General features: G+C 62.1%; 11 protein-coding genes. 4 read left to right on the top strand and 7 right to left on the bottom strand.

The window, feature by feature from the left end; genetic code table 11:
• Positions 1 to 472, bottom strand: a 472-nt coding sequence (locus ACR1XV_RS18020; RefSeq protein ID WP_480533860.1) for a TAXI family TRAP transporter solute-binding subunit, incomplete at its 3' end; no start/stop codon positions are given.
• Between the two features lie 25 nt (positions 473 to 497).
• Between ACR1XV_RS18020 and ACR1XV_RS18015 the strand changes: the two genes are divergently transcribed.
• From ACR1XV_RS18015 to ACR1XV_RS18000, 4 genes are read left to right on the top strand one after another with little or no spacing between them, the layout of a single operon-like run.
• Positions 498 to 2,888 (top strand): ATP-binding protein, encoded by a 2,391-nt coding sequence (locus ACR1XV_RS18015; RefSeq protein ID WP_480533858.1) that lies wholly within the window; start codon positions 498 to 500, stop codon positions 2,886 to 2,888.
• On the top strand, positions 2,885 to 3,496 hold the full coding sequence (locus ACR1XV_RS18010; protein WP_480533856.1) for a response regulator transcription factor: 612 nt from the start codon (positions 2,885 to 2,887) through the stop codon (positions 3,494 to 3,496). Before ACR1XV_RS18015 ends, ACR1XV_RS18010 begins: the two co-directional genes overlap by 4 nt.
• The gene (locus ACR1XV_RS18005) at positions 3,493 to 4,242 is read left to right on the top strand and encodes a phosphate/phosphite/phosphonate ABC transporter substrate-binding protein (RefSeq protein ID WP_480533854.1); all 750 of its coding nucleotides are present in this window, start codon (positions 3,493 to 3,495) and stop codon (positions 4,240 to 4,242) included. Before ACR1XV_RS18010 ends, ACR1XV_RS18005 begins: the two co-directional genes overlap by 4 nt.
• Positions 4,243 to 4,248: 6 nt before the next feature.
• A complete protein-coding gene (locus ACR1XV_RS18000; protein WP_480533852.1) occupies positions 4,249 to 5,271 on the top strand; it encodes an aldose epimerase family protein in 1,023 nt (340 codons plus the stop codon).
• On the opposite strand, the gene ACR1XV_RS17995 is transcribed toward ACR1XV_RS18000, so the two are convergent.
• The 6 genes from ACR1XV_RS17995 to ACR1XV_RS17970 all read right to left on the bottom strand — a co-directional run bounded on the left by ACR1XV_RS17995 (position 5,251) and on the right by ACR1XV_RS17970 (position 11,694).
• The gene (locus ACR1XV_RS17995; protein WP_480533850.1) at positions 5,251 to 5,703 is read right to left on the bottom strand and encodes an SRPBCC family protein; all 453 of its coding nucleotides are present in this window, start codon (positions 5,701 to 5,703) and stop codon (positions 5,251 to 5,253) included. The genes ACR1XV_RS18000 and ACR1XV_RS17995 overlap by 21 nt on opposite strands.
• Positions 5,704 to 5,810: 107 nt before the next feature.
• A complete protein-coding gene (locus tag ACR1XV_RS17990; protein WP_480533848.1) occupies positions 5,811 to 6,617 on the bottom strand; it encodes an XdhC family protein in 807 nt (268 codons plus the stop codon).
• An 11-nt stretch (positions 6,618 to 6,628) separates the two neighbouring features.
• Positions 6,629 to 7,819 carry a vWA domain-containing protein gene (locus tag ACR1XV_RS17985; RefSeq protein ID WP_480533846.1) on the bottom strand — a complete coding sequence of 397 codons (1,191 nt, stop codon included), beginning with the start codon at positions 7,817 to 7,819 and terminating at the stop codon, positions 6,629 to 6,631.
• The gene (locus ACR1XV_RS17980) at positions 7,819 to 8,685 is read right to left on the bottom strand and encodes an AAA family ATPase (protein WP_480533844.1); all 867 of its coding nucleotides are present in this window, start codon (positions 8,683 to 8,685) and stop codon (positions 7,819 to 7,821) included. Before ACR1XV_RS17980 ends, ACR1XV_RS17985 begins: the two co-directional genes overlap by 1 nt.
• 100 nt (positions 8,686 to 8,785) lie before the next feature.
• Entirely contained in the window at positions 8,786 to 11,203 is a 2,418-nt protein-coding gene (locus ACR1XV_RS17975) for an aerobic carbon-monoxide dehydrogenase large subunit (protein ID WP_480533842.1), read from the bottom strand.
• Positions 11,200 to 11,694, bottom strand: coding sequence for a (2Fe-2S)-binding protein (locus ACR1XV_RS17970; protein WP_480533840.1), 495 nt, complete (start codon positions 11,692 to 11,694; stop codon positions 11,200 to 11,202). Before ACR1XV_RS17970 ends, ACR1XV_RS17975 begins: the two co-directional genes overlap by 4 nt.
• Between the last annotated feature and the right edge of the window lie 5 nt (positions 11,695 to 11,699).

Genomic DNA, 11,699 nt, shown 5'->3' with positions numbered 1-11,699 from the left:
AGGTGCCGTTATACGCATGGTACTGCCAGTCCGACTGCGCCACACCAAACTCCAGCTCGCCCTCGCGAATGGTGTTGATGTTGTAAACCGACCCACCCGTCGATTCCACCGAACACCGAACCCCATGTTCCTTGCGCCCCTTGTTCACCAAACGGCAAATCGCACCACCCGTCGGATAGTAAACACCCGTTACACCACCCGTCCCAATCGTGATAAACTCCTCTGCATAAACAGCCGGCGCGAGAAACGCAGCAGTTACAGCCGCTGTGATCGAAGATTTATTGAGCACTTTGACACTCCTGTTGTCAGTCTTTTTTGATCCTTGTGGGAATGCCTGATCGACCCAAAACACGGTTTTGGAATCAGCCACCCAGATGCAAAAGATGAAAGCGAAACCAATCGGCGCGTGTCTATACGGTAGATTACGTATAGGCTTGGGGGCCAGGGCGCGGGCATCATGGTCCGAGCCCATCCGCAACCACCATCTGGACAGAAGATTGGACAGCACAGCGCAACAGGATTTCCGCCGGGATCAGGCCGAACCCGCCCGCAGGCGCAGATCGCTGCGCGCGACGCTGGCCCTGTGTCTGGCGGGGCTGCAGTTTGTGGCGGTGCTGTCGGTCACGCTGTCGACCTTTGTCAGCTCGGAAAACGCGCTGTTGCGGCAATCGCGCATTTCGCTGAACGAGGTCAGCGTCAATGTCATCGGTCAGGTTAAGAACTTTCTGAACCCGGCGCGGCAGGTGCTGGATGCCACGCGGCGGCTGGCGGAAAACGATGTGCTGGACATCAACGATACCGCCGCGCTGGAAAGTCATTTCTTTCAGCAATTGCAAGTGGCCCCGCAGCTGGCCGGGATTTATCTGGCCGATGAAACCGGGCGCTTCGTCTATGTGATGCGCACCGAAGAACCCGGTCGCTACCGCACCAAAACCATCCCGCCCTTTGCGCCCGAGATCACCGAACATCCGGCGGATTTCCAATGGCGCAACGACCGTTTTACCCTGTTGGAAACCGCCGAGACCCAGACCGACACGTACGAGGCCCGCACCCGTCCGTGGTTCACGATGGTCGATGCCGCGAAAGCCCCGATCTGGACGCAGCCCTATATCTTCTACACGACCCGCCAGCCGGGGATCACCTATGGCGTGCCGGTGTTGGACGACGCGGGCGAAATCCGCGCCATTCTGGGCATCGATATCCAGATCGATGCGCTGTCGGGCTTTCTGCTGGACATTTGGTCGGAACGACGCGGCGCGGCGCTGGTGCTGAACGAGGATGGCTCGGTTCTGGCGCATCCGACATTGGTCCTGATCGATCAGGATGCGGATTTCGACAATCCGGAACTGCCGATGGTTGACCAGATCAACGACGCATTGGCACGACAGGCCTTTGGTACGTTAGTGCAGAAAGACAAGGCCGAGGTCGAAGGCCCCGTTCATACCGATTTCGAACTGGGTGGTCAGGACTATGTCGCAATGCTGATCGACGTGTCGGAGCCCGGCCTGAACTGGTTGATCGGGCTTTACGCCGCCGAAGACAACTTCATCGGCGAGATCAAGAAAAACCGGGTGCAGGGCATCTGGATTGCGCTGTCGATCGCCATCCTGACCGGCGCTATCGGTCTGGCACTGGCCGATCGTATCTATGCCCCGGTGCGCAGCTTCGCCAGCCAGACCCGGCGCGTTTCAAGCGGCGAAATTACCCCCGAGGAAGGGTTGCACAGCCCCTATCGCGAACTTGAAGATACCGGAGCCGCGCTGGCGCAGGAGGTGCGCCAGCGGCAGCGGTTTGAGACCGCCTATGGCCGCACCTTCGATCTGGCCTCGCGCGGGATGGCGCAGATTTCGCCGGAAACGGGCCGGTTCCTGCGGGTGAACGAGCAGCTTTGCGACATCATGGGTTATCAACCCGGCGAGTTGGAGGCCATGACGCTGGCAGAAACGCTGCCCGATGATGGCCAGCAGATCGCGGTCAAGTTCCGCGAAACACTGTTGCAGGATTCCGAATTCATCGTGGAAAACCAGTTTATCCGCAAGGACGGCTCGACCATCTGGTTGCGGGTGAATGCGATCCTGATCCGAGATGAAAACGGCGTGCCGGACCACGCGGTTGCCATTGTCGATGATGTCAGCGACCGCAAACAGGCCGAGGACGAGGCCAGCCGCCTCAGCCGTGATCTGTCGCATGTGGCGCGGGTGAATCTGATGGGCGAGATGGCCTCGGGGCTGGCGCATGAGCTGAACCAGCCGCTGAGCGCGATTTCTTACAATGTGGATGCGGCCAAGATCACGCTTGAGGAAATCGGCGATCCCGACCCCGAGCTGAGCCAGATCCTGACCGATATCGACCGCCAGTCGCGCCGCGCCGGTGACATCATTCGCGCCCTGCGCGAAGTGGTGCGCAAGGATCGCGGGCGGCAAACACCGTTCGAGCTGGGCGGGCTGATCCGGCAGACCGTCACCCTGATGGAGGGCGAGGCCCGGGTGCATGACATCGCGTTGACCTATGCCGAGACCCCTCTGCCGCAGGTCATCGGCAACCGCACGCAGATCGCGCAGGTGCTGGTCAACCTGTTGCGCAATGCCATCGACGCGCTAGCCCGCGCGCCGGTCCCTGCGGGCCGGATCACCATCGCCACCGAGATCACGGCGGAGTTTGTCGAGGTCCGGGTCGAAGATAACGGGCCCGGTGTCAGCGCCGATGTGACCCTGTTCAACACGTTCGATACCCAAAAGACCGACGGGATGGGTCTGGGCCTGTCGATCTGCCGCACCATCGTCAAGGCCAATGGCGGCACGATCTGGCATGATCCCAACGGCACATCGGGCGCGCGGTTCTGTTTCACCCTGCGCCGCAGCGACAGCGACGCAGAGGGCACGTCATGACCAAGCCGACCGTCTATATTGTCGATGACGATGATGATGTGCGCATCGCCCTGTCCCGTTCGTTGGGCAAGCGGGGCATGGTGGTTTCGCATTTCGCCGATGCGCAATCGTTTCTGGATCAGGTCAGCGCGGATGCGGCGGGCTGTCTGATTCTGGATTACGGAATGCCCGGCATGGACGGGCTGGAACTGCAGGATCACCTGGTCCGTCAGAACTCGACCCTGCCGATCATCTTTGTCTCGGGGCACGGTGGCATCCCGGAATCGGTGCGGGCGACCAAGGCCGGTGCGATTGATTTTCTGGAAAAGCCCTTTGACCTGACCGTTCTGATCGAACGGATCGAATCCGCATGGGAACTGGGTGCGCAACTGCGCACGGAAAAAGCCCGACGGCAGGAGCTGGCGGACAAGCGCGGCCTGCTGACCGAGCGCGAGGAACAGGTGCTGCACCATATCCTGACCCACCCCGCCCGCACGTCGAGTAAGGAAATCGCGGCTGAGCTGGGCATCAGCCCGCGCACGGTGGAAATCCATCGAGGCCGCATTCAGCAGAAGGTCGGGGTGAAGACCACCATCGAGCTGTATGAGCTGTTCGGGCAGATGCAATGATCGCCAGCTTGATGATGTACGCCCGCCCGCAGCTTGAGGGCGCGCATGGGCGGTACTGGTCCCTGATCCGCCAAACCCTGCGGCAAGCCGGGATCGACAGCCCCGAACATCTGTCGCAGCAGGCCGAGGAATTCTCGGTCTGGCAGGACCCCGATCTGGTGCTCAGCCAGACCTGCGGGATACCTTACCGGACGTGGCTGCACGATAAGGTCGCGCTGGTGGGCACACCGGATTATGGGCTGGCGGGTTGCCCACCCGGCTATTACCGCAGCGCGCTGGTGGTGCGCGCCGATGATAAGCGCGAAGAATTCGGGGCGTATCGGGATGCGGTCTTTGCCTATAACCAGACCTTCTCGCAATCGGGCTATGCCGCGCCCTACTGGCATCTGACGGCGCATGGGTTCTGGTTTGAAAACCGCCTGCAGACCGGGGGACATCTGGGCTCGGCCCGGGCGGTGGCCGAGGGTCGGGCGGATATTGCCGCACTGGACGCGGTCTCATGGCGGTTGATGCGCGCGCATGAGGGGTTTGCCCCAAAGCTGCGCGTTCTGGACTGGACCGAGCCCACTCCGGGCCTGCCCCTGATCACCGCACTCGGCAATGACGCGGACGCGATTTTTGCCGCCGTCCGGTCGGCCATCGAACAGCTTGATCCGGCGGACCGGGCAGCCCTTGGGCTACACGGGATCGAGCGTATCTCTAAAGAACACTACCGCGCCATCCCCAACCCGCCCGAGGGGGTTTAGACGACCATGGAACAGGCCCCGAATATCAGCCCCTTCGGGCAGATGCCTGATGGCCAGCCGGTGCATCGCATCACGCTGCAGAACGGTGGGCTGCGGGCCTGCATCCTGACCTATGGCGCCGCGCTGCAGGACCTCCGGCTGGACGGCGTATCGCATCCTCTGGTGCTGGGTTGGTCGACGCTGGACGGCTATGTGAACAGCAGCGCCTATTTCGGTGCCATCGTTGGCCGTTTCGCCAACCGCATCGGTGGCGCGTGCTATGAGATTGACGGGCAGGTCCACCACACCGACGCCAACTTTCGGGGCAGACACACGCTGCACGGCGGCAGCGCGGGCAGCGCCCGTCAGGTCTGGCAGATCGAGGCGGTCAGCGAAAATGCTGCCACCCTGTCGCTGCAGATGCCGGACGGGCACATGGGGTTTGCAGGACATCTGACCGTCCGCGCGACCTATGAGATCGGGGCAGATCACACCCTGCGCCTGTCGATCGATGCCGAATGCGACCGCCCCACCCCCTGCAGCTTTGCCCCGCACAGCTATTTCAACCTCGATGGCGGCGAGACCATCGCTGAGCACCACCTGCAAATTGATGCGCCGCACTATCTACAGGTCGATGACGACCTGATCCCAACCGGATCACTGACCCCGGTCACGAGCAGCCCGCTGGATTTCCAGACCCGTCGCCGGATCGGGACGCAGGCAATTGATCACAATTTCTGTGTCTCGGATGGGCGGCAGGCGTTGCGGCCTGTGGCATCGCTTTGCGGGCCGCGCTCGGGGCTCTGCCTGCATCTGGCGTCGACCGAGCCGGGGCTGCAGGTCTATTCCGCCGCCGGGCTCGACGAACCGGGCCGGGTCGGTCTGAACGGGCAAGTCTACAGCCCGTTCGCCGGCCTCGCGCTGGAGCCGCAGGGCTGGCCGGATGCCCCGAACCAGCCCGGTTTTCCGTCGGCCATCCTGCAGCCGGTGGAACGCTACCGGCACGAGACCACGTCTCAGATCACCCGGTCAGGGCACGGTCTGCTCTGAGACGACCTCGCCGAATGTCGTGAAGAACTTGCCTGACAGCTTCTTGGCGGTGCCCGCAATCAACCGGCTGCCCAACTGCGCGATCTTGCCGCCGATATCGACCTTGGCGGTGTAGGCCAGAACCGTCTCATCCCCGTCTTCGGTCAGCGTCACATCCGCGCCGCCCTTGGCAAACCCGGCAGCGCCGCCCTTGCCTTCACCCATCAGGGAAAACCCGTTCGGCGCGTTCGAGGTGTCCAGCGTCACCTCGCCCGCGAATTTCGCCTTCACCGGGCCAACCTTCAGCACCACCTTGGCCTCAAGCTGATCGGGACCGGCCTGTATCAACTCTTCGCATCCGGGGATGCAGTCGCGCAGCACATCGACGTTGTTCAGCGCCTGATACACAACATCGCGCGGGGCCTTGATGCGGATTTCGTCACTCAGTTCCATTCCTGTTTCCCTTTGATCAACAACATCTTGGATAGACGCGCAGCGCCTCTTCGGTCGCTTCTTTTGCGCTTAATTCGGGGCGCGCGGGCCAGATCGCCCGCAGCCATCTACGCAAGCTTTTCATCGTCACGGCTCTCCTTCACTGTATCAGTGTTTCGCCAGCGCACGATCTCGGCTAGGATCGAAAGTGCGATCTCATGCGGGTCGACGGCGTGGATATCCAGCCCGGCGGGCGCCTTGAGCTGCGCCGCGCGCGCAGGGTCCATCCCCTGCTTGATCAGCTTGTCACACAGCACCTGCGCCTTGCGCCGACTGGCCACCATCGACACGCGACGGGCCGCCGAGCCCAACGCCGCCTGCAACGCCGCGCCATCGCCATTGCCCTGCGAGGCGACAACGACGAAATCCCGCGGCTCAAGACCCAGCGCAGGCAGGTCATCGGGGTCAAACCGGGTCTGAGCTTCCGCCGCCCCTGTCGGCAGGCAAACCCGCAACCCGGCCAGAGTACCATGCGCCGCCAGTGCCGCAGCAATCGGCGTGTCGCCAAAGATCACCAGCCTCGGCGCGTGCTGATAGGGTTCAACCAACAGGTCGACAGTGCCGCCGCTGGGGCATCCGCTTTTATAGGTCTGCACACCGTCCGAGTCCGTCATGGCCACCACCTTGTCCGAGGGTTTCACACGGATCATCGCGGGCTGGCCGCTCTCCAGCGCCGCCTGGGCCGCCGCCCGGACCGCCCGCTGCACACAGGCCCCGCCCAGATGGCCCAATATCCGCCCATCCCGTGCAATCGCCGCCTTGGCCCCCGCCTTGGCCGAGGTCACATCCGCCGTGCGCAGCACCGTGGCGACGCAGAAACTGTCCCCGCTCTGACGCAGGTCTTCGATGGTGTCGAATATGTCGAAACCGGGCATATGGGGTCCTTTCACAACTTGCGAAACTGAGGTTCCAGCGCAGCCAGCGCCTGCAGCGTATTGGCAGGCAGATGCGCATCCAGATGCGGCAGCGCTGCCTGCATCGCGGCCGCTATGGGCTCATAACGATCCCAGCCCTTCAAAGGGTTCAGCCAAACGATCCGCCGCGCCTTGCGCCGGATCCGCGCAAGCGCCGCGCCCAGCGCCTGCGGATCGGAACTGCAATAGCCATCCGACAGGATCAGCACGACCGTCCGCCCATTCAGCGCCTGCGCGCCATAGCCGTCCAGAAGGCTCTCGAGACTGCCGGAGATATCGGTGCCACCGCCAAAGCCCTCGGCCATCAGCGACAGCCGCCCCGCCGCACGGATCGTATCATGGTCCCGCAACGCATCCGTCACCCGCATCAGCCTGGTGTGAAACAGATAGGCATCGGCCTGCGTGCCGCTTCCAATCAGTCCCTTGAGAAAGGCCAGAAAAACGCGCGCATAAACGGTCATCGAGCCACTGACATCGCACAAGGCCACAATCCGCATCGGGCGCGGCGGGCGGGCGCGACGGAACAGGTCGATGGGCTCACCCCCGCGCGCCAGACTGGCCCGCTGAATGCGCCGCATGTCCAAAGCCGTGCCGCGCAAGGCCCGTTTCCGCCGCCGCGACCGCCGATCCCGGATCGCCCGCGCCAAACGCTCAGCCGCCATTTCCGCCCGTTTTAGAGACTGTTCGTCCATCACTTCACGCAGGTCCCGGCGCGACAGGTTGGCCTTGCGGGTCGCAATCAGCTTCCCGTCCATCCCTTCGACCTCCCCGTCGCCCGGGCCAGGAGTGGTGGCTGCCTGATCTGTATCCGTCTGCCTGGTCTCCGCGTCCTGATCCGACCCCTGCCAGATCATCGGCTTGGCTGACTGCACGCGCACATGCGCTGCTTGCGCCTGACCCGCTCGCTGCTTGCCCGCGTTGTACCAATAAGCATCGAACAACGCGTCGAACCGCCGCCAGTCCTCGGCATCGCCCGCCAACAGCACACACAACGCCTGCCGCGCCTGATCGACATCGGTCGCGTCAACCGCAGTCAGGGCAGCAAGCGCATCGCCTGTCTCTTTCGGCCCCACACGCAACCCGTTCATGCGCAGATGCGCGATGAACCCCGACATCCGGTCGGCAAGGCCCAAGGCCCGAGACGGAAAGCGCGTCACCTGCATCAGGCGACCTTTCCAATCAGGCGATCCATCACCTCGGGCGGCGCGGCACCAAAATCTGCCGCCGTCTTCAGCAAACAGACCAAAGTCGCCTGTATTTCGTCGCGCGCCTGCGCCAGATCGTTGACACCCAGCCCAGACAGGGCCGCTGCCCAATCCAGCATCTCGGCAATCCCCGGCACCTTCTCAAGGTCTTCCTTGCGCAGCGCCTGAACAACGCCAATGATCTGACGCGCCAAAAGCGCCTCAACCTCGGGCATCCGCGCCCGCAGGATCGCCATCTCTGTCTCTTTCGACGGGTAATCCAGAAAACTGTAAAGACACCGCCGACGCAGCGCATCCGACAGATCCCGCGTCCCATTGGCCGTCAGAATCACAATCGGCCGCGCCTTCGCTTCAACAGTCCCAAGCTCGGGAATCGTGACCTGAAAGTCGGACAAGATTTCCAGCAGATACGCTTCGAACTCTTCATCCGCCCGGTCAATCTCATCAATCAGCAAAACCGGAGGCACATCCTGCGAAATAGCCTCTAACAAGGGTCGTTTCAGCAGATAGGCGTCAGAAAACAACTGCGCTTCCCCAACGCCTCCGTGCGCTTCACTCGCGCGGATCGCCAACAACTGCCGCTGATAATTCCACTCATAAATCGCGTGGCTGGCATCCAGCCCTTCGTAACACTGCAACCGGATCAACCGCGCCTCAAGCCAGGCCGCCATCGCCTTGGCCACCTCGGTCTTGCCAACCCCAGCAGGCCCCTCCAGCAACAAAGGCCGCCCTAAAGCCCGCGCCAGATGCAACGCCATCGCCAACCGATCATCAGCAACATAGCCTTGCGCGGCCAACCCGTTCTGCACATCACTCAAAGTCAAAACCAGGATCCAATCTTCATCTGGCTAAAAATATCCCGGGGGTCCAAGGGGGCAGAGCCCCCTTGCTCGATCGGACCGGCCCAAGCCGGTCCGAACCCAATCACCCATGCATCCCCAACCCATTGGCAATCTTCCAGATCCGCCAATGATCATGCGGCATATGGCTCTGCACCAACCCAAACGGCCGGAACGCATCATGCACCGCATTCGAAAAGCACGGCACGCCACCCACATTCGGGCTCTCACCCACACCCTTGGCACCAATCGGATGATGCGGGGACGGCGTCACCGTGTAGTCGGTGATATAGTTCGGCGTCTCCCACGCGGTCGGCAGGAAGAAGTCCATCAGCGTACCGGTCTTCACATTGCCCATCTCGTCATAGGCAATCTCCTGCCCCATCGCGATGGCCAGCGCCTCGGTCACGCCCCCATGGACCTGCCCGTCGATGATCATCGGGTTGATCCGGGTGCCGCAATCGTCCAGCGCATAGAACTTGCGAACGTCCCATTCGCCGGTATCCACGTCGATCTCCATGACGCAGATATAGGCCCCGAACGGATAGGTCATGTTCGGCGGGTCATAGTAGCTGACGGCCTCCAAACCGGGTTCGAGCCCTGGAAACGCCTGATTATATGCGGCAAATGCGATTTCCTTCATCGTCTTGAACCGCTCGGGCGCGCCCTTGACCGCGAAGCGATCCACATCCCACTCGACGTCATCATCATGAACCTCAAGCAGATAGGCCGCGATCATCTGCGCCTTGGCACGGATTTTGCGCGCAGCCATCGCCGTTGCCGCTCCGGCCACAGGCGTGGACCGAGACCCATAGGTCCCAAGACCGTAAGGTGCCGTGTCGGTGTCGCCTTCCTCCAGCGTGATATCATCAGCCGGCAGGCCGATCTCACTGGCTATGATCTGAGCGAAGGTCGTGGCGTGACCCTGACCCTGCGAGATCGTCCCCAGCCGCGCGATGGCAGACCCCGTTGGGTGGATGCGGATTTCGCACGAGTCAAACATGCCAAGCCCGAGGATATCGCAGTTCTTCACCGGCCCGGCACCCACGATTTCGGTGAAATGCGTCAGACCAATGCCCAGCAGCTTGCGGGTTTTACCAGCTTTGAAGTCCTCGACCCGCTGCGCCTGTTCCGCCCGCAGACCGTCATAGTCCACGGCCTTCAGCGCCTTGTCCCAAGCGGTGTGATAATCGCCTGAGTCATACTCCCAGCCCAGCGCAGACTGATACGGGAACTGGTCCTTGGTGATAAAGTTGATCCGCCGCAGCTCGGCCGCGTCCATGTTCAGCTTGATGGCCAGAACCTCGATCATGCGTTCGATGAAATAGGCGGCCTCGGTCACACGGAAGGAACAGCGATAGGCCACCCCGCCCGGAGCCTTGTTGGTATAGACACCATCCACGGCCAGATAAGCGGTGGGGATGTCATACGACCCCGTACAGATATTCATGAAGCCTGCCGGGAACTTGGTTGGATCGGCACAGGCGTCAAACCCGCCGTGATCCGCGGTCGTATGGCACCACAAACCGGTGATCTTGCCATCCTTGGTGGCGGCGATCTTGCCCTGCATCCAGTAGTCGCGGGCAAAGGCGGTGGACATCAGATTCTCCATCCGGTCCTCGACCCATTTCACCGGCTGGCCGGTCACGATTGAGGCCACGACCGAGCAGACATAGCCCGCATAGGCCCCGACCTTGTTGCCGAAACCGCCACCGATATCAGGGCTGATCACGCGAATATTGTGCTCGGCGATGCCTGAGATCAGCGACACAACAGTCCGGATCGCGTGCGGGGCTTGAAACGTACCGTAGAGCGTCAGCTTGCCGGTCACCTTGTCCATGCTGGCCACGGACCCACAAGTTTCCAGCGGGCAGGGATGGGTGCGGTGATAGTACACCATCTCTTCGGCCACGACATCGGCCTCTGCCAGAATAGCCTCGGTCGCGTCTTTGTCGCCTTGCTCCCATGTGAAGATGTGGTTGTGATGCTTGCGGGGGCCATGCGCGCCTTCGGTCTGGCCCTCAAGGTCTTCGCGCAGAACCACATCGGACTTCAGCGCCTCGAAGGGGTCGGTCAGAACGGGCAGTTCTTCATATTCAACCTCGACCAGTTCCGCAGCGTCCGCCGCGATATAGCGGTCTTCGGCGACGACAAAAGCGACCTCCTGGCCCTGGAACAGCACCTTGCCATCGGCCAGCACCATCTGCTTGTCACCAGCCAGGGTCGGCATCCAGTGCAGGCCCAGCGGCGACAGGTCCTCAGCGGTCAGAACAGCGATCACGCCGGGCAGCGCCAGAGCGGCCTCTTTGTTCACGCTGACAACGCGGGCATGTGCGTAGGGGGAGCGCACAAAGTCGCCGAACAGCATCCCGTCCAGCTTGATGTCATCGACATAATTGCCCTTGCCTTGGGTAAAGCGCACATCCTCGACGCGTTTGCGCGAGCTGCCCATCCCTTTGAGGTTGGCGGCGCGTTCTTCGGGGGTCAGAGTCTGGTCGTTCATTCCGCGGCCTCCTTCTGCCCATTGAGAACCTCGGCGGAGGCCGAGATCGCCTTGACGATGTTCTGGTATCCGGTGCAGCGGCACAGGTTCCCGGCCATTCCGAAACGAATTTCTTCCTCGGTCGGGTTCGGGTTTTCCTGCAGCAAGCGGTGCGCGCGGGTGATCATGCCCGGCGTGCAGAAGCCACATTGCAGCCCGTGATGCTCGCGGAACATTTCCTGCAACACACCAAGGCTGCCATCGTCATTGGTCAGCCCCTCGACGGTGGTGATATCGGCGCCGTTTACCTGCGCGACAAAGGTCGTGCAGGATTTGACGGACTTGCCGTCGATATCCACGGTGCAGGCCCCGCAATGGCTGGTTTCACATCCGATATGAGGGCCGGTGATTTTCAGGTCTTCCCGCAGGAAGTGGATCAACAGCGTGCGCGGCTCGGCCAGACCTTCGACCTCTTTACCGTTCACGGTGAGTTTGACGTGCATTTTCGACATGGTTT

The sequence above is a fragment of the Ruegeria sp. AD2(2025) genome, from assembly GCF_056542385.1.
Note: the sequence above shows the minus strand (reverse complement) of the source record. Positions and strands in the feature narration are given on the sequence as shown.

Bases quoted from the DNA above. Each gene is read 5' to 3' on its own strand.
- ACR1XV_RS18010 (WP_480533856.1), top strand. From the start codon at position 2,885: ATGACCAAGCCGACCGTCTATATTGTCGATGACGATGATGATGTGCGC.
- ACR1XV_RS17995 (WP_480533850.1), bottom strand. From the start codon at position 5,703: ATGGAACTGAGTGACGAAATCCGCATCAAGGCCCCGCGCGATGTTGTG.
- ACR1XV_RS17990 (WP_480533848.1), bottom strand. From the start codon at position 6,617: ATGCCCGGTTTCGACATATTCGACACCATCGAAGACCTGCGTCAGAGC.
- ACR1XV_RS17985 (WP_480533846.1), bottom strand. From the start codon at position 7,819: ATGCAGGTGACGCGCTTTCCGTCTCGGGCCTTGGGCCTTGCCGACCGG.
- ACR1XV_RS18005 (WP_480533854.1), top strand. From the start codon at position 3,493: ATGATCGCCAGCTTGATGATGTACGCCCGCCCGCAGCTTGAGGGCGCG.
- ACR1XV_RS17970 (WP_480533840.1), bottom strand. From the start codon at position 11,694: ATGTCGAAAATGCACGTCAAACTCACCGTGAACGGTAAAGAGGTCGAA.
- ACR1XV_RS18000 (WP_480533852.1), top strand. From the start codon at position 4,249: ATGGAACAGGCCCCGAATATCAGCCCCTTCGGGCAGATGCCTGATGGC.
- ACR1XV_RS17975 (WP_480533842.1), bottom strand. From the start codon at position 11,203: ATGAACGACCAGACTCTGACCCCCGAAGAACGCGCCGCCAACCTCAAA.